The organism is Morganella sp. HSTU-ASny43 (assembly GCF_022819185.1).
Taxonomy (GTDB): Bacteria; Pseudomonadota; Gammaproteobacteria; order Enterobacterales; family Enterobacteriaceae; genus Morganella; species Morganella morganii.
Genome location: NZ_WSPG01000013.1, coordinates 77,453 through 100,280, shown reverse-complemented (window position 1 = coordinate 100,280; position 22,828 = coordinate 77,453). Strand labels below are relative to the sequence as shown.

The window sequence follows — 22,828 nt, the reverse complement described above, 5'->3', positions numbered from 1 at the left end:
CTATTATTTTTTATTTCCTTATTTAAATAAGATAATAAAATATTTCATCGTAATTACGCCTAATCATAATTTGAATACACTTATTACCGGTCAAAAAAACAGGTTATTCTGAACAGCGGGTAAACACACCCGATCTGCCATATTTTTAAACAAATCTGCCGTAAACAAGACATCTTGTTTTACAATATATTAATATTTAACATTTACCCTGCAAAAATCAGTTTTTTATAGTTGTATTTCTGTACATTTCCCCTTATCATCCGCGCCTTTGAATAGTGTGTCTCTCCTTTATTTATCTGATTGAGGTTCTATGAGCTCTGACCGTATTGCGAATCCAGGCCCGCTGGGCTTACTGGGATTTGGTATGACGACTATCCTGCTGAATGTCCACAACGCCGGATTCTTCCCGATGGCTTCTGTTATTCTGAGCATGGGGATTTTCTACGGTGGTATTGCGCAGGTCATCGCGGGTATTTTTGAATTTAAGAAAGGAAATACGTTCGGTGCGACTGCCTTTACGTCGTATGGCTTTTTCTGGATAAGTCTGGTCGGCATACTGCTGATGCCGTCAATGGGATTCGGTGAAGCAACCAGTCATGAATTCCTGGCTGTCTATCTGGCACTGTGGGGTATTTTCTCGTTCTTTATGTTTATTGCCACACTGAAAGCAAACCTGACACTGCGCGCGGTTTTCTTTTTACTGGTGATTTTATTTGCCCTGCTCGTTATCGGTAATGCTACCGGTAATGCCGCATTACTGAAATTTGCCGGTTATGAAGGTATTTTATGTGGTGCGACTGCATTTTATCTGGCAATGGCTGAAGTTCTGAATGAACAGTATGGCCGGACAATTTTACCAATCGGTGAACGTCACGCCTGATGACACGATTTCTGTATAAAAAAACCCGTTCAGTGAACGGGTTTTTTTGTCTGCAAAACGGGGATCAGAAACTCAGACCCGCGCCCAGATAAGCGCCATCCGCAATACGGTTTTCATGACCGCTGTTGGATTCAACTTCAATCTTACGGTAACCGGCTTTGACATTCAGCGGGGCAAATACTGTCCAGTTTGCACCGACATCCGCTTCTTTATAAGAGTCGTTACCGGAAGTCAGGCCTGACGGCGCACCGTAAAACTCACCGTAAACACGTACTGACGGCAGAATGCTCCATGCCACACCGACACCCGGAGCCACGGCCATACCTTTCTTACCCACTTCAGGGTCGATGTAAACCGCTTTACCGCCGACACTCGCGGAAACCGGGCCCAGCGGGAAAGCAAATTTGGCACGCGCGCCGCCTAACTGCCCCTGGTGATCACTGCGCGCCCAGTTACCGTCAAATGACAGACCGGAGTACGGGTCACCTAAGCCCACATTGATATCAGTAAATTTCTTACCGGCTTCAACATCCATAGAGATTGCGTTTGCAGCACCTGCCGCAAGCATCAGTGTTGCAGCCACAGCTGCTTTATATTTTTTCATTTTTGCCACCACATAAATTCAGACAGGGTTTCGGGCATTTTCCCCGAAACTGTCACCGTTTGAAAGTTAATATTCTGATTTTTATGTAAAGTTATCTATATCCGCCATCAATAGGTCACACCAATCCATCAAATCGACACATTCTTTTTATGACAGTGCTATATTTTATACCAAGTTATAAATACAGATAAAAACAACAATGCTCAGTGCAATTTATGACTTACCATGCTGATTTTGCACATCGCGCCAATTTCTGCAATCAGTGTCTTTTTTCCTTTACCGACTGGAGATATGTGATGAAAAAGAAAGGATTAACAACGGCTGCGGGCGCACCCGTCGTTGATAACAACAATGTCATGACTGCCGGAAAACGCGGCCCGATGCTGTTACAGGATGTGTGGTTTCTGGAAAAACTGGCGCATTTTGACCGCGAAGTGATCCCTGAGCGCCGTATGCACGCCAAAGGCTCCGGTGCGTTCGGTACATTTACAGTAACCCATGATATTACCCGTTTTACCCGCGCAAAAATTTTCTCTCAGGTCGGTAAAAAAACCGATATGTTTGCCCGCTTCTCCACCGTGGCCGGTGAGCGCGGCGCGGCAGATGCAGAGCGCGACATCCGCGGCTTTGCCCTGAAATTTTATACCGAGGAAGGTAACTGGGATATGGTCGGTAACAACACGCCGGTGTTCTACCTGCGTGACCCGCTGAAATTCCCGGATCTGAACCACGTGGTGAAACGTGACCCGCGCACCAACCTGCGCAATATGGCTTATAAGTGGGATTTCTTCTCTCATCTGCCTGAATCCCTCCACCAGCTGACCATCGATGTCAGTGACCGTGGTCTGCCGCAGAGCTTCCGCCATATGCACGGCTTCGGCAGTCATACTTACAGCTTTATCAACGGTAATAACGAGCGTTTCTGGGTGAAATTCCATTTCCGCTGCCAGCAGGGTATTGCCAACCTGATGGATGATGAAGCAGAACAGTTAATCGGGAAAGATCGTGAAAGCTCACAGCGTGATCTGTTCAATGCGATCGAGAAAGGCGATTATCCGCGCTGGAACCTGCAAATTCAGGTGATGCCGGAAACTGATGCGGCAAAAGTACCGTATAACCCGTTTGACCTGACCAAAGTATGGCCGCATGCGGATTATCCGCTGATGGATGTCGGTTATTTCGAGCTGAACCGTAACCCTGAAAACTATTTCTCCGATGTGGAACAGGCGGCATTCAGCCCGGCCAACGTGGTTCCCGGCATTGGTTTCTCACCGGATAAAATGTTGCAGGGCCGTCTGTTCTCCTACGGCGATGCTCACCGCTACCGTTTAGGGGGCAATCACCATCAGATCCCGGTCAATAAACCACGCTGCCCGTTCCACAACTATCACCGTGACGGCGCAATGCGTATTGACGGTAACAGCGGTAATGCGGAAACGTATGAGCCGAACAGTGCCGGTCTCTTTCAGGAGCAGCCGGATTTCAGCGAGCCGCCACTGTCTGTGGACGGTGCCGCCGACCACTGGAACCACCGCGAAGATACCGATTACTTCAGCCAGCCTCGTGCGCTGTATGAATTACTCAGCGACGCCGAGCATCAGCGTATGTTTGCCCGTATCGCCGGTGAACTGGTGCAGGCAGCCGAAGAAACACAAGCCCGCCAGATAGCACTGTTTAAACAGGTGCATCCGGAGTACGGTGCCGGTGTGGAAGCCGCGATCGCAAAACTGAAAAAATAATCGTGTGATAACCTGACAAAACCGCTGCAGTCCGTGACCGCAGCGGTTTTTTTATATGCATTCAGTTGGCGTGAAAACGCTCCTGTGCCATCTGAATCAGCGGTGCGCGGGTGCGTTTGATACCACCGGCCGCATCCGCTTCCGGTAATGCATAGCAGGCCGCCGGGCGCATAAATGCAGGCAGTTCCGCCAGGCACCAGTCACTGAAATGCTGACGCTGTTCGTCTGTCCAGTCATCATAATCACGGATCAGATACACCGGTACAGCACCAAACTCGTCGCTGCTGACCGGTACCACCAGACACTCCGTGATCAGCGGATAGTACATAAGCTGCTTTTCTGTCACTTCCGGCTGCACATTCTCACCACCGCAGCAGAAAAGATTATCCAGCCGGCCGTCGATCACCAGCTCACCGTCCTGCATATGGCCTTTGTCGCGGGTCGGATACCAGCCGTCATGGGACGGCAGTGTATGCAGTGCACCATTCAGCCAGACACCGGCGGCAAAACTGTCACCTTTAACCAGGATTTGCTGTTGTTCATCCAGGCGGATATCTTTGCCGTGCAGCGGATGTCCGACACCCGGTTTGCCGTCCGCCCGTTTGGCACAGACAGTTGAGGCAAATTCGGTCATACCGTAGCCGCACCAGCAGCGGATCCCGCGGGCTTCCGCTGCTTCCGTCAGCGCAACAGGGATAGCCGCACCACCGAGCAGGACATCACGCAGCGGCGGCAGCGTGTCCGGTGACTGCAGCAGACGCCAGAGCTGTGTTGGTACCAGAGAAGCATGAGTACATCCGCGCAGCGATTCCGCCAGCGTTTCCCCCTCCGCCCTGAGAACCATTTCCCCGCCCTGCAGCAGCCAGCGCCAGAGAATCCCCTGTCCGGAAACATGACACAGCGGCAGTGATAACAGCCAGCTGTCATCTGCCTGATAGTCCAGCAGTGAAACCACGCCCTGCGCCGCAGCCAGATGTGCGACCGGACGGTGGGCAATAGCTTTCGGTAACCCGGTGGATCCGGAGGTCAGTATCAGCGTTGCCAGCCGTTTCGGATGCGGGATCACGTCCGGCGGAGCCATGCCGGTCACAGACGGATCCAGTGTTTTCAGCGGCAGCGCGATTGTACCGTCGCTCCGGTCACACACATAATCCGCATCGAGAGACGCGACCAGTTCTGTCTGTAACCCGCGCGGTAATGCGGGATTGAGTATCAGAATCACTGCCCCGCAGCGCAGCAGCGCCAGAAAATCGATTACCAGCTCTGTGCTGTTTTTGCCGCGCAGCACCACGCAGTTACTTTCCCGCAATCCCTGCTGATAAAACCCGGCGGCGCGGGCATCCGCGAGAGCTGCCAGTTCTGTCCATGTCAGCGATGAGTCCGCACAGCGCAGCGCAGTTTTATCCGGTGTCTGCTGAGCATGCGCAACCCACGGCCATTGTGCTGCCGTCATTACCATTGTCCTGTCTGAGTTAATTGATCTGCGGTTATCAGTGTCAGTGTACTGCCCGGCCACGGACGCACCAGCTGTGACTGCATCAGGGAGAGCGTATCCAGCCCCGGCAGGGTATCCGGCGTCAGCCATCCGGCAAGACGGGCCAGTTGTGTCAGGCCGAAACTGCTCTCCACCGAGGAGCTGATCACCGCCTGCAACCCTTCGCGGTGCGCCGCTGTGATCAGTTCACGGCAGCGGGCGATACTGCCCGTCAGCGTGGGTTTGATCACAATCGCTGCCACGCCGGGCTGTGCTGTTACCGTAAAGCCCGGTTCACGGACAGATTCATCCCAGGCGATAGCAATACCGGTATCCTGCGCATAACACAGGGATTCTTCCGGCGTTTTGCACGGCTCTTCGAGAAAATCAATCCGGGTGCGGTGCTCCGGTGCCACATATTTCGCGAAACCATCCGCTTTGGTACGGGTCCAGCTGCGGTTGGCATCCAGGCGCAGACGCAGATCCGGCACCGCCTCCAGCAGTAAATTGACCACCATACCGTCACGAACCGCCTCATACAGCCCGACTTTCACTTTAGCGATTTTCTCACCTTCCATGGCATCGAGCGCAAGGATCAGATCATCCGGGTCACCGGTACAGAGCGGTGCTTTGCGGGTATTGAGAGTCTGCGGCAGCGTATCATCCAGCTCAGCAAGTGCGCAGCTCAGCCCGAATGCGACTGACGGCAGCGGGCTTTCCGCCGGATTGCTGCGCTGACACCAGGCCGCAATCCACGCTTCCGCCGCCTGTTGTGCTTCAGTGAGGGTTTCTCGGCTGAATTCCGGCAGCGGGGAGATTTCCCCCCATCCTTCGCGGTCATCTTCCCGCAGACAGACCAGCAGTCCGTCACGGGTTTTCAGGCGCTGATTACGCAGAATAACGCCTGCCTCCATCGGCAGGCTGAAACTGTACAGTGTAGCGTGGCGCATTACGGGTTACGTTTGAATTTAGAGAAATCCGGTGAGCGTTTTTCGTTGAATGCATTACGCCCTTCCTGACCTTCTTCGGTCATGTAGAACAGCATGGTGGCATTACCCGCCAGCTCCTGCAGACCGGACTGGCCGTCACAATCCGCATTGAGTGCCGCTTTCAGGCAGCGCAGCGCCATCGGACTGTTTTCCAGCATCTCACGGCACCAGCGCACGGTTTCTTTTTCCAGATCCGCGTAAGGCACCACGGTGTTGACCAGTCCCATATCCAGTGCTTCCTGTGCATTGTACTGACGGCACAGGAACCAGATTTCACGGGCTTTCTTCTGGCCGACAATCCGCGCCATATAAGAAGCACCCCAGCCGCCGTCAAATGAACCGACTTTCGGCCCGGTCTGGCCGAATACCGCATTATCCGCCGCAATGGTCAGGTCACAAATCATGTGCAGCACATGGCCGCCGCCGATAGCATACCCCGCCACCATCGCCACCACCGGCTTCGGACAGGTACGGATATCACGCTGTAAATCGAGCACATTCAGATGATGTGTGCCGCTGTCATCACGGTAGCCGCCGTAGTCACCGCGGATTTTCTGGTCACCGCCCGCACAGAAGGCTTTTTCGCCCTGTCCGGTAAAAATAATGGTACCGATGCCGTCATCATAACGGGCATTCGCCAGCGCACTGATCATCTCTTTCACTGTTAACGGACGGAACGCGTTGCGCACCTGCGGACGGTTAATGGTGATTTTGGCGATACCGTCTTTTGATTTATGAAACAGAATATCCTGATAATCGCCGGTGCAGTCGACCCATTCAACCGGGGCAGAGAGCTTTTCTTCGCTCGGATACATCATAGCGGTGAGTTCCTTAAACAGAATGTAATGATAAAAATGTCCGGACTGTCTCCGCAAACGCAGCGGGATTTGCCTGATGGGTGTTATGCCCAGCATATTGGATAGTCCGTAACGGAAAATGGTGTGCCTCTGCAATGGCGCGGAATTTACTGTCCCGCTCACCGCAGAGATAGAGCAGCGGCAGATTCAGGGCATGCAGTTTCTCCGCCAGCTGCGGCTGATGCCCGAGCGAGGTGTCCGACAGCATATCCGCGATCGCAAAAGCATTATGATGCAGATGCTGCTCTACCCGCTGCTGTCGCTGAACCTCATTGAGATCAGCAAAAACGCCCTGACGATACCAGTCATACAGCACCGATGCCAGCGGACGTTCACGTAACTGTTGTGCCCAGCGGTTATCATGCAGCAGCCGGGCATTGCGCTCATCGAGTGTGGCAAGCCCGGGGTTGCCGGCTTCAATAATCAGCCCGCGCAACCCTGCCCGCTCACCGTATGCAGCGTGATACATCGCCAGCCGCCCGCCGAGAGAGTAGCCAATCAGCCAGTAATCGTCTGCCTGATGTGCGGCCAGGGTATCAGCAATCAGCTGACTGACATGCGGAAAATTTTTTGCGCGGACGGATTGTGAGCCGCCGTGACCCGGCAAATCAATCAGTAATGAGGGATAATTTCCGGCTTCTGCTGCTGCCGTCAGCCACTCTTCTTTATTTCCCCACAGACCGTGCAGCCAGACCAGCCACGGACCGGGCCTGTCCGCATAACAGCGCTGTGCGGCCAGAACCGTCATTATGCTGCCTCACGGACCAGCTGCTGAAGGTATTTTGCGCCCTCGTCGCCGTTTGTCACCACCTCAATCACGGTAGCAGAGTGCTGTGACCAGGCTTTGCTGACGGCGGCTTTCAGTGACGGCCAGTCCTGCGGGGCACTGTAGCTGAGGCCGAACATCTGCGCCGCACCGGCAAAACTGACCGACTGCGGCATACAGTAAAAGCGCTGACGCTCCTGTTCCGGTGTCGGCAGCATGGAAAAGATTTGTCCGCCATTGTTGTTGACGATCAGCAGAACAAACGGCCCGGAGGTATAACGCAGCAGTGCCAGGCTGTTGAGATCATACAGCGCGGAGATATCCCCGACGACAGCAAGTGCCGGTTTGGCACTGCCGCGCTGAACACCGGCCGCCGTGGAAATCAGGCCGTCGATACCGCTCGCGCCCCGGTTGCTGTACACAGGATAACCGCACGGCAGTTGAGCAAACGCATCAATCAGCCGGACAATCAGGCTGTTACCGGCAAATAAAATGCCCTGCGGCGGCAGCAGTTCCGGCAGGCGGCAGGCAATCTGCGCTTCGCCCCAGCCATCGCCCAGGGTTTCTGTAACATGCGTGTTCAGTGCCCGCGTCCATTCCGCCAGTTGCGGAGCCCACGATGTGCGGGTTTGTGCCGGATGGTCATCCAGCCATTCGCTGACACTGCATTCAAATTTGCGGCCCCGGTGATTTGCCGGATCCAGCCGTCCCGGGATGGTATCCACAATCCAGTATTCCGGCGGCATGCAGGCAGCCTGCCACTGTAAAAGCCGTTTACCGGTCAGGCTTGAGCCGAACTGGATCACCACATCCGCCTGAGCCAGTACTTCGCGGTAACGCGGGGATGCCAGCCAGAGATCCGCATGCGGCAGCAGTTGCCCGGTCTGGGAAAGCACATCACTGATCAGCGGCCAGCCGAGACATTCAGCCCACTGACGCAACTGTTTACCTTCGGCGGCCTGCATACGTCCGGCAATAATCACACCTTTTTTCTGCCGCCAGAAGAACCAGTCATCCACGCTGATCACCGATGTACAACGGGTCTGCTGCAACCAGGGTTTATCACTCTGCCACCAGTTGCCGAGTTGTGCCTGCCATTCTTTGCCGGTCTGTCCGTCATCGTCATACAGCGGTTCGGCAAACGGACAGTTAATATGCGCTGCGCCGTGCTGCAGGCGGTTCATGATGTCATCGAGGGAAGAGACCAGCCAGGACGCCGGGATATCAAAAACCGGACGCGGCAATGCCAGTGCGGCAAACGGATGAGAAGAAAAAATACCGGGCTGGCGGATAGCCTGGTTTGCACCGCAGTCAATCAGTTCCAGCGGGCGGTCGGCGGTCAGAAAAACGAGGCGTTCGCCGGTCAGTCCGGCCTCAATCAGTGCCGGATAAAGATTTGCCACCGCCGTACCGGAGGTGACAATCACCGCCACCGGCAGCCGGGTGCTTTTCGCCAGCCCCAGCGCCAGATGCGCGAGTCCGCGCTCATCAAAATGGGTGTGACAGATAAATTTGTCATCGGCGGCAGCAGCCAGTGTCAGCGGTGTTGACCGGGATCCCGGGGCGATACAGATATGACGCAGCCCGTGACGCCTCAGCGCCTCCAAAATCACTTCCGCCCAGCGGCGGTTCAATGCACTGTTTGACATAGCTCACCTTTCCTGACCTGTAGTTCTCCGTAGTCTACGGATTGACTCAGGAAATACCTTAATGTAGTTCAATAAACCGGTGGATTATTTCACGGTTTCTGCCCCGGCAAGCAGAAAATTGCACAATCAGTGAGCGTCGCTCTCCAGCAGTGTTCTCAGACCCGCGGCTTTATTTTCAATTTCACACCACTCTGCCTGCGGATCCGAACCGGCAACAATGCCTGCTCCGGCATACAAATCCACCCGGCTGCCGCTGATTTTCGCACAGCGCAGCGACACCGCAAATTCACTGCGGGACGGGCTGCAATAACCGCCGCTGCCCGCATACCAGTCACGGTCAAACGGTTCGTTATCCCGTAAAAAGGCCAGCGCGGCACTGCGCGGCAGACCGGCAACGGCGGCCGTCGGCTGCAGACGCTGTAAACAATCACTGTCACGGGGGGCATATAACGTGGCAGAAATAACACGGTAAAGATGCTGCACTTTGCGCAGGCGGATCACCGCCGCTGCACTCACATCCAGCGCACTGACTGCCCCCTGCAGGCGCTGACAAATATCATCAACCACCACACTGTTTTCATGCACATTCTTTTTATCAGCCAGAAGCCATTGCGCCGCTTGTGCCGCGCGGTCATCTTCCGGATAGTTTGCCACTGTTCCCGCCAGCGCTTCGGTATACAACTGAGCTCCGGCCCTGAAATAGAGGCGTTCCGGCGGTGAAGCCACAAACGCAGTATTTGGTCCGGTGGCAAGCATATAGTGAAAACAGCGGTGATTGCAGTCACAGCTGGCCTGCATAAATGCCGCCGGAGAGACCGGCGCGGAGAGTTCCAGTGCGGTTTTACGGGCCGTCACTACTTTTTCCATTTCTCCGCCGGTAATGGCTGTCACCGCATCCGTCACCAGCTGTGTCCAGCCCGCTTCATCCGGCTGATGCCGCGCACTGATAACCGTGCTGTTCAATGCCGGAATTTCTGTCTGCCAGACCAGCGAACGCAGAAATTCTGTGGTCTCTTCCGCCGGGCGGCGGCTGTCAATATTGACCAGAAAGTGTGTTTCACTGCCGGATATCCGCAGTTCGGCACGGGGAACAAACAGATAACTGCCGCCGGTACCCTGTGGCGGAGACGGGGTATCAAACTGCCAGCTGTTCAGCCCCCAGATCCGGATTTGACTCTGTGCCGGTAAGGTATCCAGCAGCGCCTGAGCATCACTGATATGCGTGAAGCGACACACTTCCCCGCACACTGCCGCTGTTTCTGTATCGTCGCGGTGCTGCCAGTAGAATTGCGGCCAGCAGGTCTGCGCATTCAGCCAGCCGGTCAGCGCTGACGGGGGTAATACCGCTGCCAGTAATGGCGACAGAGTCACCGCGTACTGATAAATACCATCGGGTTTATTTTTGTTATGCGTTATTTCAGTACAGACCTGAGAAATAAAATCAGAAAAAAGAGTCACTGCTTGCTCCGGATATGCAAAATGCGCGGGTCTCTGTGATTATACGGTGAGATAAAAATTATTAAAACCATCCTTCTTTTTTATCCTTGTCACCGTTGTGCATTTTGAACAATTAATGCGGAAACCGATTCTGCTTCGGCCCCATTCACCACAGAGTTACGTATCTCATTACAGGGAGATATTTATGCACACACAAACCATGCCGGTTGACCGGATTATTACAGCGGATGAAATTGCCCCCGCCACGTTAAAGTTACTTCTGAATGAAGAAGACGATACTTTCCGGCCTGCGGGTATATTCACACATAATGATCTGGTTCATATCAAACGTTATATTCACTACGGAATGACCCTTCCCCGGGAAACAGAAGATGTTATTGAGTTTATCGGATACAGAGATACAGAGCTGCCCGGTTTTGAGCCTCATAATATTCAGCATTTATTTGTCCATATTCATCAGCATGCTCTGAGCTGGGAGCATGTTGAATCCATGACAAAACAACAGGCGATTGATCTTGAAATTGCCGGTGCCGCTATTACGGCAACCGGTAACTATATTCTGAATGCCATCAATGAAATGCCGGTGATCCGCCGGGCTGAAGTTTTATTACAGGATGCAACCGCGGATAAATTAAAAGATATCACTTACAGGAGGCAGGACAACGTTATTTCCGGAGAACTGACAAAAATATTATCTGCCATGAAAGACGATATTACGGAAGAACGGCAAAAAACACAGCAGGTAAAAAATATCATTTCCCGCTTCCGGCTGGAATTAACCGGCGGAACAGATGAATCCGGGAATGAAATTCCGTCTCTGATTTATGAAGTCAAACGTAAACAAAAAATATTATTAAAAAACCGGGATGGTGACACCACCCGCGAACTGCAGTCTGAGATACGGGTCAGAAATGAAGAGATTGAAATTCTGAAGCGCGAGTACAGCCAGTTTGTGAAGCTCTCATTCTCCGGTCTGGTCGGCGGTATTATCGGGCTGATTATCACAGGGGGTATTTTTGGTTACCGCGCCGAACAGGTACGCCGCCGTAAAAATAAATTACTGGAAGAAGTAGCAGAGCTGGAAGAACAGGTTATTTCCCGGCAAGCTATACAACAGCTGATTATCAGACTGGATAAAGAACTGAGCACACTGGACGGTTATTTTACTGATGTTCATGTTGCCGTCGATCATCTCGATTTCATGTGGCAGGTCATGCTGACAGAAATTACTGAATCCCTGAATACCTTTATGCAGATAAATGATGCATACAGCCTCTTACAATTTTCTTTGCATCTGAAAAAAATCACACTTCCCTGGCAGCGTGTTCGTGGCTATGCAAAAGAACTCGTCGCTATTTTTGATACCGCTAATCTGGCAGCATAATGAAGGAGATTATTATGATATATTCTGACATCAATCCTGAAAACATTACCCTGGCACATATTAAAGCTAAAATTAATGATATCAGTAAGAATATTGAAGCATTGTCATTACCTACCGCTGATCTGCATGCTCAGCTCCGTGATATTAAAAAATGGCAGACACGGATGCTGAATATTATTTCATCAGAATCCGCAACCATTTATTCTCAGCTGCATAGTTTAGATCCGGATGTTCTATTTAATGCCCTCTCTTCGGATACCGAAGCTAATTCTTTTTCACTACCTCATGAAAAACAAATTTACGGGTTTTTGCTCAGTCAGATTAATACCATCTATCATTCTGTGAATACGATTAATACTCAGTTTAATACTGAATATGATACTACCGCGCTCCCGTTACTGCAGGGCGGATTATTACATCAGCAGTCCTATCTGGACAAAACGATCACCATGGCACTGCCGGATATTGAAAAATTTACCTGTGATAAATTGTATTGGGAGGAAAAACTGGCTGTAATTATTCAGTCAGAAGAGATTATTCATCAGCGCGGATTTCAGTCAATCTTCGGTACAACCACACTGCCAACCGCTGAACAACTGAAGGATGTAGAGTTGTCCTCTTCCGAACGATTTATTCTCAATGAACTCCAGCGTGTTATTTCCGCTGTAGTAAATACTCTGACAGAGGGGCTGAGCTATGCTCAGCTGGTCGATACCAGAACAACAGTCAGTCAACGGATCTATGATCTCAGTAAAATTATCCGTAATCTGAAAAAAGACCTGAAACACATGCAGGATCAGATGCAGGAAGTCAGTAATGCGCAGGTGTTACTGCCTGAGCTGCGGGAATTTAACAACCGGATCAGTACGGTATTATTGCACTGGCTGCAAAGTGTCAGTCAGTATGAGCCTTATTTAAGCCAGAATGTCCCTCTTCCCGGGCTCGATAGCCTTATTCTGGCGCACCGCCGCTATTTTTCGGTCTTTATCGGTATGGCATAAAAAAACCGGGCTGAAATCAGCCCGGTTTTTCTCAGTACAGATATCAGTAACTCAGAACTGCGAATCCGGTCAGTGTGATAAACGGCTGCGGCCAGATACCGAGCACGACCACGATAATCGCGGAGAGCAGAACCACAATACCGCCTGCACTCATCGCCCAGTTGGATGGTGCCATACGGGCCGGAGATTCCGAACCGCGGATATAGAGGCTGATCATCATACGCAGGTAGTAATACAGACCGATTGCACTGCCGAGTACCACAGCGGCTGTCAGCCACCACAGTTCCGCATTCACGGCGGTCGCCACCACGAAGAACTTACCGATAAAGCCGAACGTCATCGGGATCCCGGCCAGTGACAGCATCATTACGGTCATGACCGCAGCCAGAACCGGCTTACGCCAGAACAGGCCGCGATAGGCATGCAGGGAATCCGCATCCGGCCCGGTGTACGGACTGGACATCAGACTGACCACACCGAACGCACCGAGGCTGGCAAACAGATAACCGGCCAGATAGATACCGGCCGTTTCTTCCGCCAGTTTCGGGTCATTCACCGCGATAAAGGCCACCAGCAGATAACCGAGGTGTGCGATCGAAGAGTAACCCAGCATACGCTTGATGCTGTTCTGGGTGATCGCCATCAGGTTACCGAACAGGATTGAGGCAATCGCAATCACCGTCAGAACGGTCTGCAATGTCCCGGAATCCGCCATCGGCGCGAGTACCAGCAGGCGCAGCACCGCAGCGAAAATCCCGATCTTGCTGGCGGTTGCCAGGAAGGTGGAGACCGGTGCCGGAGCACCCTGATACACATCCGGTGTCCATAACTGGAACGGGAACAGGGACAGTTTAAAGCCGATACCGACAATCATCATCCCCAGTCCGGTCAGAACCAGCGGCTGATGGCTCTGACTGTCCGCCAGGCTGCGGCCTAAGCCCTGAAAAGATAAGTCACCGGATTCCGCGTACAGCAGCGCCATCCCGAACAGCAGGAAGGACGAAGCCGCCGCTGACATCAGCATATATTTGATGGACGCTTCCAGCGAACGCTTCTGGCGGAAGGCATAGCCGATCAGCCCGAACAGCGGCAGTGTCAGCAGTTCAATCCCGATAAAGAAGGACGCCAGGTGATCCGCGCCCGACAGCAGGATGCCGCCGAGTGTGGCAATCAGTACCAGCAGATAGAACTCTTCTTTGTTATCCGGGTAGGTCTCCAGCCATGAATACGCAAAGGTCGTGGTGGCCAGTGACGAGATCAGGATAAGCCCGGTGTAAAACATGCTGTAGCCGTCGATGTGCACCAGCGGTGTCACATCCATCGCCGGCTGCTGTCCGACAAAGTACAGAGACAGCAGCGCGAGGTTCAGACCAACGACGGTCAGTGTGGCATTAATAAAGTGATCGCGTCGCCACGCAATGGACAGCATCACAACCACCACTGTCAACCCGATAATCAGCAGTGGTGAGAGTGCGATCAGTTGTTGAGGAGTTATTGTCATGGCGCGTTACAACCCTGTATTTGAAATTGAAGCAGTGTACCACTGCTGAATGTTTGCCATCGCCGCTGACGAGGTATCCAGCACCGGCTGCGGGTAAATACCCAGAATCACCAGTAAGACCACCAGCAGCATCACGATGGAAAATTCACGCAGATTCATGCCCGCGATTGGCTCTTCAGACTTCGGTGCACCGTAATACGCCTGCTGCATCATCCACAGCGCGTAAACGGAAGCAAACACCAGACCCGCAGAGGAAATCACAGTGATCAGGGTGTAGCTGCCGAAGCTGCCGAACAGGATCATGAATTCACCGACGAAGTTACCCGTACCCGGCATCCCGAGCGTTGCCACCGCAAAGAACAGTGACAGTGCCGGCAGGAATTTAATCCGCTTCCACAGACCGCCCATCTGACGCATATCACGGGTGCCGAGGCGCTCATATAACTGACCGCACAGAATAAACAGACCCGCCGCCGACAGACCGTGTGCAATCATCTGCACCACCGCACCCTGATACGCCAGCATACTCGCCGAGTAAATCGCAATCAGCACAAAGCCCATATGCGACACGCTGGTGTAGGCGATCAGACGCTTGATATCCGTCTGTTTGAACGCCATCCACGCGCCGTAGAAGATACCGACGACACCCAGCCACATGGCGATTGGTGTGAAGTCCGCAGAGGCTTCCGGGAACAGCGGCAGACTGAAACGCAGCAGACCATAAGCAGCGGTTTTCAGCAGAATACCCGCCAGGTCGACAGAACCTGCTGTCGGCGCCTGACTGTGTGCATCCGGCAGCCAGCCGTGCAGCGGAACCACCGGCATCTTGACCGCAAACGCGATAAAGAAGCCCAGCATCAGCATATACTGCACACCGTAACTCATCGGCGTGTTCAGCAGATCTTCATACGCGAAGCTCCACTGGCCGGTGGCGTTATGATGAACAATCGCCAGTGCCATAATGGCAATCAGCATCACCAGACCACTCGCCTGGGTGTAGATGAAGAACTTGGTTGCCGCCCCGATACGGGTTTTGCCGTCGGAACCACTGTGTCCCCACAGTGCGATCAGGAAGTACATCGGCACCAGCATCATTTCCCAGAAGAAGAAGAACAGGAAAAGATCCATCGCCAGGAACACGCCCATCACACCGCCGAGGATCCACAGCAGGTTCAGATGGAAGAAGCCCTGATACGGCTGGTTTTCACCCCAGGAACAGAGGATAGCCAGCAGGCCGAGCAGCGCGGTCAGCACCACCATCAGCAGCGACAGACCATCCAGAGCCAGATGAATATTGATGCCGAAACGCGGGATCCACTCCAGGAAATACTGCTCCTGCCAGTCCGGAACACCTTTCGGGTTAACTAAGCTGTAGTTCCCCTGCATCCACAGATACAGAGAAAGAAATAACGTGATCCCCATCGCCAGCAGCGCGATCCAGCGCGGCAGCTTTGTGCCGAAGCGCTCAGCCTGCCAGCACAGCAGGCCGCCGATGAAGGGAAGTAAAATCAGCCAGGGTAATAGCATGGCGCAATGTGTCCCTTATTTAAACCAAAAACAGCAGAGCGAGAACCAGCACTGCACCCAGCCCCATAGAGGCGATATACCAGCGGACCTGTCCGTTTTCACTCAGGCTCAGTCCTTTGTTACTCCAGCGGGCAAACAGCGCAGGCAGATTCATCAGGCTGTTCAGCGGGTCACTCTGCAGCAACCAGCCCACCGCTTTAAACGGCTTAACAAAAATCGCATCATACAGGTCATCAAAGCCCCATGCGCGGAACCACCAGGCCGAGAAGAAGCGTCCCGGCGCGGAATTCGCAACCGCTGTCACCAGCGTACGACGGCCCAGCCAGAGCATTGCGGCCAGCACAATCCCCGCCACAGCAACCACACCGGAAATAATTTCGGTAGTCAGTTTGCCGTCAGCAGAACCGGTAAGGGTTTCCGCCGGGAACACGCCGTGCAGCGGTTGCGGGATAAAGGCACCGGCGGCAGTGGAGAGCACCATCAGCACCAGTAACGGGAAAGTATGGGTAAAGCCTTTCACCGTATGCGCCTGTGTATGCTCTTTGCCGTGGAACACGATGAAAATCATCCGGAAGGTATAGAGCGATGTCATAAAGGCACCGACCAGACCGGCGATAAACAGTGGGTTCTGACCCTGAACCACCGCACCCCACAGGATTTCATCTTTACTGTAGAAACCGGCGGTGATGAGCGGCAGTGCGGCCAGTGCGGCACCACCCACCAGGAAGCAGAGATAGACAAACGGAATTTTTTTCCGCAGTCCGCCCATCTTAAAGATGTTCTGCTCGTGGTGGCAGGCCAGGATCACCGAGCCGGAGGCCAGGAATAACAGGGCTTTGAAGAATGCATGGGTCATCAGGTGGAAAATCGCCGCATCCCACGCCTGCACACCGAGTGCCAGGAACATATAACCAATCTGGCTCATGGTGGAGTAGGCAAGAACACGTTTGATATCCGTCTGCACCAGCGCGGCAAAACCGGCCATCACCAGGGTGACAGCACCGACCACGCCGACTAAATGCAGCACTTCCGGTGATAACAGGAACAGCTCATGGGTACGGGCAATCAGATACACACCCGCGGTTACCATGGTTGCGGCGTGGATCAGTGCCGAAACCGGTGTCGGACCGGCCATTGCGTCCGCAAGCCAGGTCTGGAGTGGTAACTGCGCGGATTTACCGACCGCACCGCCGAGGATCATCAGAGTCGCCCAGAAAATCAGGTCAGAACCGGCCGCAATATGCTGCGGAGCCAGAACCGCCAGTTCACGGAAGCTCAGGGTGCCCAGTTTATCCCACAGGATAAACATGCCGATCGCCAGGAACACATCACCGATACGGGTGACGATAAAGGCTTTCATTGCCGCTGCGCCGTTGGCTGGGTTGGTGTAATAGAAGCCGATCAGCAGATAACTGCACAGCCCCACCCCTTCCCAGCCGAGGTACATCAGCAGCATATTATCGGCCAGCACCAGAATCACCATACTGGCGATAAACAGGTTGGTGTAGGCGAAGAAGCGGGAATAGCCCTCTTCACCGCGCATATACCAGGAGGCATACATGTGGATCAGGAAACCGACACCTGTGACCACACCCAGCATGGTCAGCGACAGGCCGTCCAGCACCAGGGTAACCGGGATGGAGAAGGAAGCGGTATCCATCCATGTCCACAGTGTCTGCTGATACACCCCGCCGCCGTTAGCGAAGAAATCCATCCCCGCCCACAGCGCTGTGAGTGCCGCCAGTCCCACCGAACCGGTGCCGATGGTGGCTGACACATTTTCTGACCAGCGGCCGCGTGAAAAGGCTAATAACAGAAAGCCAATCAGCGGCAGCAAAATGGTTAAAAAGAGTAAGTTCATCCGCGCATCTCACTGACTTTATCAATATCCAGATCCTGACGCTGACGATGCAATTGCAGCAACAGTGCCAGCCCGATACTCGCTTCAGCCGCCGCCAGACTGATGGCCAGGATATACATCACCTGTCCGTCCGGCTGGTTCCAGTAGCTGCCGCCGACGACAAACGCCAGAGCCGCCGCGTTAATCATCACTTCCAGACCAATCAGCATAAACAGCAGATTGCGGCGGATCACCAGACAGGTGAAACCGAGGATGAAGAGCACAGCCGCGAGAATTAATCCGTGGTGCAGAGGGATCATGCTTTTTCCTCCGTGTTGCGCTGACTGACAATATCGCCGCCCGCTTTTTCGTCACGCCCGATGTGGTATGCCACCACCAGACCCGCCAGCAGCAGGAAGGAGGCCAGTTCAACCACCAGAACATACGGGCCGAACAGACTGATACCCACCTGTTTTGCGGTAACCACCTCACCGGCGATACCGTTATCTTTCAGAGAGCTGATGCCGTAAATCATCACGCCGAGCAGAACTGCCGAGAGCAGGCCCGGCCCCATCCAGACAGACGGGGACAGCCATTTGCGTTCCTGGTCGACAACCGCCCGCCCGAGGTTGAGCATCATCACCACAAACACGAACAGCACCATGATGGCACCTGCGTAGACGATAATCTCCAGTGCCCCGGCGAAATAGGCGCCGAGAGCAAAGAAGACCGCAGAGAGTGCCAGCAGCGAGGTGATCAGATACAGCAGCGCATGCACCGGATTGGTCTGTGTGATCACACACAGCGTAGCCAGAATGGAGATCAGTCCGGCGACATAAAAGGTAATTTCCATGGATTTTCTCCCCTTATGGCAGCAGACTTTTCACATCAATCGGCTTGGCTTCGTTGTCGGCTTCGCCTTTGGCTTTGCCCGCAACCGCCATCCCGGTTTTGTGATAGAAGTTATAGTCAGGATATTTACCCGGACCGGAGATTAATAAATCTTCTTTTTCATACACCAGATCCTGGCGCTTAAACTCACCCAGTTCGAAATCCGGCGTCAGCTGGATTGCGGTGGTCGGGCAGGCTTCTTCGCATAATCCGCAGAAAATGCAGCGTGAGAAGTTGATGCGGAAAAATTCCGGATACCAGCGGCCGTCCTCATGTTCTGCTTTCTGCAGAGAGATACAGCCGACCGGACATACCGCGGCGCACAGGTTACAGGCGACACAGCGCTCCTCACCGTCCGGGTCGCGCGTCAGCACAATCCGGCCGCGGTAGCGCGGCGGCAGGTAAACCGGCTCTTCCGGGTACATCTGGGTTTCGCGTTTATGGAAGGCATGAAGCCCTATCATCCAAATACTGCGTACCTGGGTGGCGAAACCAACCACTAACTCTTTCAATGTCATGGTTCAATCACCCCTTATTGAGCTATCAGGATCACGGCTGCTGTCACCAGCAGGTTTATCAGTGTCAGCGGCAGACACACTTTCCAGCCGAATGACATTACCTGGTCATAACGCGGTCGCGGCAGCGACGCACGGATCAGGATAAACATCATCATAAAGAAAGCGGTTTTCAGCGCAAACCAGACAAACGGCGGCAGGAATGGTCCGTGCCAGCCCCCGAAGAACAGCGTCACAATCAGGGCGGAAACTGTCACGATACCGATATATTCCCCGACGAAGAACAGACCGAACTTCATCCCCGAATATTCAATGTGATAACCGTCCGCCAGTTCCTGCTCGGCTTCCGGCTGGTCAAACGGGTGACGGTGACACACTGCCACGCCCGCAATCGCAAAGGTGATAAAGCCGAAAATCTGCGGAATGACGTTCCAGACTGTGCTCTGCGAGTTGACGATATCCAGCAGGTTAAAGGAACCCGCCTGCGCCACCACACCCAGAACCGAGAGTCCGAGGAACACTTCATAACTGACCGTCTGCGCCGAGGCACGCATTGCGCCGAGCAGTGAGTATTTGTTGTTACTCGACCAGCCCGCGAACAGAACAGCATATACCGCCAGTCCCGCCAGCATCAGGAAGAACAGGATCCCGATATTGAGATCCGCCACCACCCAGTCCGGGCTGACCGGTACAATCGCAAAGGCCAGCAGCAGCGAGGTGAATGCCACCATCGGCGCCAGGGTGAAGATAAAGCGGTCAGCGAATTTCGGTGTCCAGTCCTCTTTAAAGAACATTTTGATCATGTCCGCGACCAGCTGGAGCGACCCGCCCCAGCCCACACGGTTCGGCCCGTAGCGGTTCTGGAACAGCCCCAGCAGGCGGCGTTCACCGAAACTCATAAAGGCACCGCAGGTTACAACCACCAGCAGGATCACAACGGCTTTGAGAACATTAATCAGCACATCGATTAATTCAGGTGTAAACCAGCTGCTCATTGTGCCACCTCCTGCAGATTAACCACCGCACCCGCCAGTACCGGCGAAATGCCCGGCATACCCAGCGGCAGACCGATTTGCCCGGCTGTCAGCTGTGTGCTGATACGTACCGGCAGTGTCAGTGCGCCGTCAGTCAGTTGTACCGACAGAATCTGACCTTCCGCCACATTCAGCTGCTGTGCATCCTGTGCATTTAACATCACATAGCTGTCCGTCATACGTTCCTGAATCACCGGCGCCCGCTGTGATAATTCCTCACTGCCGAACAGGTGATAATACGGCGCAACCGTCCAGACATTCTGCTGCGGCGCAAATGCCGCCGGAATGGTACTGAAGTAATCCATACCGCCGTCTTTTTCGCTGAACAGACGCACACCCGGATCACCGAAACGCAGATGACCACCCACTTCCGCCTGGAATTTGTTCCATGCCTGCGGTGAGTTCCAGCCCGGCGCCCAGGCAAACGGAATTTGCTGACGCGGTGCTGACGGGCTGTTGTTCCCTTCCATCGAGAAGGCAAACGCCGTGTCTTTGTCCTGCGGCTGACGCTGCTCGTGCACACTGACATTCGCCAGCATCGCGGTACGCCCGCTGTAGCGGTGCGGCTCACGGGCCAGTTTCTGTCCGCGGATACGGAATGCAGCATCCGGTGCGGCATCTTTGATCCCGGCCAGGTGCGGCATCTGTTCAATGCAGGCATCAATCACATGATCCAGCTGTGACCAGTCACGGGTGTTTTCATTGAGGTCATTGTACAGGGCAGTCAGCCAGCGCCAGCTTTCATGCATAATGATGGATTTGTCGTAGAAGGATGGCTCATAGACCTGGAAGAAGCGCTGTGCGCGGCCTTCGTGGTTGATGAGTGTACCGTCACTTTCCGCAAAACTGCTGGCGGAGAGGATCAGCGAAGCCTTATCCATAATGTCAGTGCGCTGATGATCCAGCACAATCACATTTGCTGCTGCATCCAGCGCACGGTCAACAGCGGCTTTATCCGCATGGCGGTAAAGGTCGTTTTCCATCACCACCACGGTATCCGCGCTGCCGTCTGCCAGCAGAGCCAGTGCTTTATCCAGCGGCTGCGCTTCTGTCATCGCGGCACCAAAGCTGTTGGCTTCCGCGCCGACAAAGGTCAGCCCGGCATCAATGCCTTTATCTTTCAGTGCCCAGGCCACGTTTGCCGCAGCCTGAATCAGTGCATCACTGCCCGGATTGCTGCCGCTGATAATCAGCGGTTTTTTCGCACCGTTCAGCGCCTGTGCAATCATTTCAGCCTGTGCTTTCACATCCGCAGGTAAATCCGTGACTGCCGGCGCGGTGTTATCAATGATATTAGCAACAGCAAAGCCCAGACGCGCCTGGTCATCCACCGGCGCGTTGTAGTGCAGTGCCGCCACATCTGCCAGACGGGTGGTATCCACCGCCGTGACAAACAGCGGGTATTTCGCACGCTGACCGATATTCTGGATAGCGGCAATCTGCCAGTCCGCCACTTTCTGTGCTGCGGCCATTTCGCGGGCTTTGCCCTTCACGGCCTGACGGACAGAGAGTGCCACACGGGCAGCGGTTTGAGTCAGATCTTCACCCAGCACCAGCACGGCATCATAGTTTTCCATCTCACGCAGTGACGGGGTGTAGATACCGCCCTGCTGTAAGATTTCCAGCATCATTTCCAGACGGTGCTGTTCACCGGCTGACAGGCCGCTGAAGAAGTTTTCCGCCCCGACCAGTTCACGCAGTGCAAAGTTGCTTTCCACACTGGCACGCGGCGAACCGATACCGATGGTGCGTTTCGCGTGATACAGCATATCTGCCGCCGCGCGTTCCGCCTGCTCCGCATTGATAGTAAGCCAGTCATCACCACGGCGCTGCTGCGGCTGACGCGGACGGTCATCACGGTTGACATAACCGTAACCGAAGCGGCCTTTGTCGCAGAGGAAGTAATGGTTGATGGTACCGTTATAACGGTTTTCGATACGGCGCAGTTCGCCGTAACGCTCACCCGGGCTGATGTTACAGCCGACGCTGCACTGCTGGCAGACGCTCGGTGCAAACTGCATATCCCATTTGCGGTTATAACGTTCAGAGTGGGTTTTGTCGGTAAAGACCCCGGTCGGACAAATTTCCACCAGGTTACCGGAGAATTCACTTTCCAGCGTGCCGCTTTCCGGGCGCCCGAAGTACACGTTGTCGTGTGCGCCGTAAACCCCGAAATCCGTACCGTCCGCATAATCTTTGTAGTAACGGACACAACGGTAACAGGCGATACAGCGGTTCATTTCATGTGCAACAAACGGCCCCAGCTCCTGATTCTGATGAGTACGTTTTGTGAAGCGGTATTTGCGCACTGAATGCCCGGTCATGACGGTCATATCCTGAAGATGGCAGTTACCGCCCTCCTCACAGACAGGACAATCGTGCGGGTGGTTGGTCATCAGCCACTCCACCACACTTTCCCGGAACTTTTTGGCTTCTTCATCATCAATCGAGATAAAGGTGCCGTCCTGTGCCGGTGTCATACATGACATTACCAGACGACCACGGGTGTCATCGGCATTCTGATATTGCTTTACCGCACACTGGCGGCAAGCGCCGACGCTTCCCAGCGCCGGATGCCAGCAAAAATACGGAATATCAAGTCCGAGCGAAAGACAGGCATGCAGCAGGTTATCCGCGCCGTCGACTTCATATTCTTTGCCGTCTACATGTATTGTAGCCATAGTCAGCATGCTTCCAAAAGGCCTGCTATGCAGGCGTT

The 22,828-nt window shown here is 53.9% G+C and carries 19 protein-coding genes; 4 read left to right on the top strand and 15 right to left on the bottom strand.

Annotated elements, in window-relative coordinates; translation table 11 throughout:
• The first annotated feature begins 310 nt into the window (after positions 1-310).
• Complete coding sequence (gene satP, locus GN208_RS09185; RefSeq protein WP_004235192.1) at positions 311-880, top strand: acetate uptake transporter; 570 nt, start codon at positions 311-313, stop codon at positions 878-880.
• A 64-nt stretch (positions 881-944) separates the two neighbouring features.
• Here satP and GN208_RS09180 read toward each other — a convergent pair whose 3' ends face one another.
• Positions 945-1,484, bottom strand: coding sequence for a YfaZ family outer membrane protein (locus tag GN208_RS09180; protein WP_004235190.1), 540 nt, complete (start codon positions 1,482-1,484; stop codon positions 945-947).
• 296 nt (positions 1,485-1,780) lie between these two features.
• Between GN208_RS09180 and GN208_RS09175 the strand changes: the two genes are divergently transcribed.
• A complete protein-coding gene (locus GN208_RS09175) occupies positions 1,781-3,223 on the top strand; it encodes a catalase (RefSeq protein ID WP_243828343.1) in 1,443 nt (480 codons plus the stop codon).
• Positions 3,224-3,284: 61 nt separating this feature from the next.
• On the opposite strand, the gene menE is transcribed toward GN208_RS09175, so the two are convergent.
• The 6 genes from menE to GN208_RS09145 all read right to left on the bottom strand — a co-directional run bounded on the left by menE (position 3,285) and on the right by GN208_RS09145 (position 10,416).
• Positions 3,285-4,676, bottom strand: coding sequence for an o-succinylbenzoate--CoA ligase (gene menE, locus GN208_RS09170; RefSeq protein ID WP_004235186.1), 1,392 nt, complete (start codon positions 4,674-4,676; stop codon positions 3,285-3,287).
• Complete coding sequence (gene menC, locus GN208_RS09165; RefSeq protein WP_004235184.1) at positions 4,676-5,647, bottom strand: o-succinylbenzoate synthase; 972 nt, start codon at positions 5,645-5,647, stop codon at positions 4,676-4,678. The genes menE and menC overlap by 1 nt, the downstream gene beginning before the upstream one ends.
• Positions 5,647-6,504 carry a 1,4-dihydroxy-2-naphthoyl-CoA synthase gene (gene menB, locus GN208_RS09160; RefSeq protein ID WP_004235182.1) on the bottom strand — a complete coding sequence of 286 codons (858 nt, stop codon included), beginning with the start codon at positions 6,502-6,504 and terminating at the stop codon, positions 5,647-5,649. Before menB ends, menC begins: the two co-directional genes overlap by 1 nt.
• 13 nt (positions 6,505-6,517) lie before the next feature.
• On the bottom strand, positions 6,518-7,291 hold the full coding sequence (menH, locus tag GN208_RS09155) for a 2-succinyl-6-hydroxy-2,4-cyclohexadiene-1-carboxylate synthase (RefSeq protein ID WP_004235179.1): 774 nt from the start codon (positions 7,289-7,291) through the stop codon (positions 6,518-6,520).
• On the bottom strand, positions 7,291-8,958 hold the full coding sequence (gene menD / locus GN208_RS09150) for a 2-succinyl-5-enolpyruvyl-6-hydroxy-3-cyclohexene-1-carboxylic-acid synthase (protein WP_015422777.1): 1,668 nt from the start codon (positions 8,956-8,958) through the stop codon (positions 7,291-7,293). The genes menH and menD overlap by 1 nt, the downstream gene beginning before the upstream one ends.
• A gap of 126 nt (positions 8,959-9,084) precedes the next feature.
• Positions 9,085-10,416, bottom strand: coding sequence for an isochorismate synthase (locus GN208_RS09145; RefSeq protein WP_015422778.1), 1,332 nt, complete (start codon positions 10,414-10,416; stop codon positions 9,085-9,087).
• Between the two features lie 184 nt (positions 10,417-10,600).
• Between GN208_RS09145 and GN208_RS09140 the strand changes: the two genes are divergently transcribed.
• Positions 10,601-11,800, top strand: coding sequence for an alpha-xenorhabdolysin family binary toxin subunit A (locus GN208_RS09140; protein WP_096875174.1), 1,200 nt, complete (start codon positions 10,601-10,603; stop codon positions 11,798-11,800).
• 14 nt (positions 11,801-11,814) lie between these two features.
• On the top strand, positions 11,815-12,801 hold the full coding sequence (locus GN208_RS09135; RefSeq protein ID WP_032098405.1) for an alpha-xenorhabdolysin family binary toxin subunit B: 987 nt from the start codon (positions 11,815-11,817) through the stop codon (positions 12,799-12,801).
• A gap of 43 nt (positions 12,802-12,844) precedes the next feature.
• Here GN208_RS09135 and nuoN read toward each other — a convergent pair whose 3' ends face one another.
• Genes nuoN through nuoG form a run of 8 tightly spaced genes read right to left on the bottom strand, consistent with a single transcriptional unit; the run spans position 12,845 to position 22,799 of the window.
• Entirely contained in the window at positions 12,845-14,302 is a 1,458-nt protein-coding gene (gene nuoN / locus GN208_RS09130; RefSeq protein ID WP_004235172.1) for an NADH-quinone oxidoreductase subunit NuoN, read from the bottom strand.
• Between the two features lie 6 nt (positions 14,303-14,308).
• On the bottom strand, positions 14,309-15,829 hold the full coding sequence (gene nuoM / locus GN208_RS09125) for an NADH-quinone oxidoreductase subunit M (protein WP_004235171.1): 1,521 nt from the start codon (positions 15,827-15,829) through the stop codon (positions 14,309-14,311).
• 19 nt (positions 15,830-15,848) lie between these two features.
• The gene (gene nuoL / locus GN208_RS09120) at positions 15,849-17,690 is read right to left on the bottom strand and encodes an NADH-quinone oxidoreductase subunit L (protein WP_004235169.1); all 1,842 of its coding nucleotides are present in this window, start codon (positions 17,688-17,690) and stop codon (positions 15,849-15,851) included.
• Positions 17,687-17,989 (bottom strand): NADH-quinone oxidoreductase subunit NuoK, encoded by a 303-nt coding sequence (gene nuoK, locus GN208_RS09115; RefSeq protein ID WP_004235168.1) that lies wholly within the window; start codon positions 17,987-17,989, stop codon positions 17,687-17,689. Before nuoK ends, nuoL begins: the two co-directional genes overlap by 4 nt.
• Positions 17,986-18,522 (bottom strand): NADH-quinone oxidoreductase subunit J, encoded by a 537-nt coding sequence (gene nuoJ / locus GN208_RS09110; RefSeq protein ID WP_243828342.1) that lies wholly within the window; start codon positions 18,520-18,522, stop codon positions 17,986-17,988. Before nuoJ ends, nuoK begins: the two co-directional genes overlap by 4 nt.
• Before the next feature lie 13 nt (positions 18,523-18,535).
• Entirely contained in the window at positions 18,536-19,078 is a 543-nt protein-coding gene (nuoI, locus tag GN208_RS09105) for an NADH-quinone oxidoreductase subunit NuoI (RefSeq protein WP_004235164.1), read from the bottom strand.
• Positions 19,079-19,092: 14 nt separating this feature from the next.
• Positions 19,093-20,070, bottom strand: coding sequence for an NADH-quinone oxidoreductase subunit NuoH (nuoH, locus tag GN208_RS09100; protein WP_004235162.1), 978 nt, complete (start codon positions 20,068-20,070; stop codon positions 19,093-19,095).
• Positions 20,067-22,799: an NADH-quinone oxidoreductase subunit NuoG gene (gene nuoG / locus GN208_RS09095; protein WP_046024470.1), complete on the bottom strand. Its 2,733-nt coding sequence runs from the start codon at positions 22,797-22,799 to the stop codon at positions 20,067-20,069. Before nuoG ends, nuoH begins: the two co-directional genes overlap by 4 nt.
• Positions 22,800-22,828 lie beyond the last annotated feature (29 nt).

Bases quoted from the DNA above. Each gene is read 5' to 3' on its own strand.
- GN208_RS09180 (WP_004235190.1), bottom strand. From the start codon at position 1,484: ATGAAAAAATATAAAGCAGCTGTGGCTGCAACACTGATGCTTGCGGCA.
- menH (WP_004235179.1), bottom strand. From the start codon at position 7,291: ATGACGGTTCTGGCCGCACAGCGCTGTTATGCGGACAGGCCCGGTCCG.
- menB (WP_004235182.1), bottom strand. From the start codon at position 6,504: ATGATGTATCCGAGCGAAGAAAAGCTCTCTGCCCCGGTTGAATGGGTC.
- nuoL (WP_004235169.1), bottom strand. From the start codon at position 17,690: ATGAACTTACTCTTTTTAACCATTTTGCTGCCGCTGATTGGCTTTCTG.
- nuoG (WP_046024470.1), bottom strand. From the start codon at position 22,799: ATGCTGACTATGGCTACAATACATGTAGACGGCAAAGAATATGAAGTC.
- nuoI (WP_004235164.1), bottom strand. From the start codon at position 19,078: ATGACATTGAAAGAGTTAGTGGTTGGTTTCGCCACCCAGGTACGCAGT.
- menD (WP_015422777.1), bottom strand. From the start codon at position 8,958: ATGTCAAACAGTGCATTGAACCGCCGCTGGGCGGAAGTGATTTTGGAG.
- menC (WP_004235184.1), bottom strand. From the start codon at position 5,647: ATGCGCCACGCTACACTGTACAGTTTCAGCCTGCCGATGGAGGCAGGC.
- GN208_RS09175 (WP_243828343.1), top strand. From the start codon at position 1,781: ATGAAAAAGAAAGGATTAACAACGGCTGCGGGCGCACCCGTCGTTGAT.
- menE (WP_004235186.1), bottom strand. From the start codon at position 4,676: ATGACGGCAGCACAATGGCCGTGGGTTGCGCATGCTCAGCAGACACCG.
- nuoK (WP_004235168.1), bottom strand. From the start codon at position 17,989: ATGATCCCTCTGCACCACGGATTAATTCTCGCGGCTGTGCTCTTCATC.
- nuoM (WP_004235171.1), bottom strand. From the start codon at position 15,829: ATGCTATTACCCTGGCTGATTTTACTTCCCTTCATCGGCGGCCTGCTG.
- GN208_RS09135 (WP_032098405.1), top strand. From the start codon at position 11,815: ATGATATATTCTGACATCAATCCTGAAAACATTACCCTGGCACATATT.
- satP (WP_004235192.1), top strand. From the start codon at position 311: ATGAGCTCTGACCGTATTGCGAATCCAGGCCCGCTGGGCTTACTGGGA.
- GN208_RS09140 (WP_096875174.1), top strand. From the start codon at position 10,601: ATGCACACACAAACCATGCCGGTTGACCGGATTATTACAGCGGATGAA.
- nuoJ (WP_243828342.1), bottom strand. From the start codon at position 18,522: ATGGAAATTACCTTTTATGTCGCCGGACTGATCTCCATTCTGGCTACG.
- nuoH (WP_004235162.1), bottom strand. From the start codon at position 20,070: ATGAGCAGCTGGTTTACACCTGAATTAATCGATGTGCTGATTAATGTT.
- nuoN (WP_004235172.1), bottom strand. From the start codon at position 14,302: ATGACAATAACTCCTCAACAACTGATCGCACTCTCACCACTGCTGATT.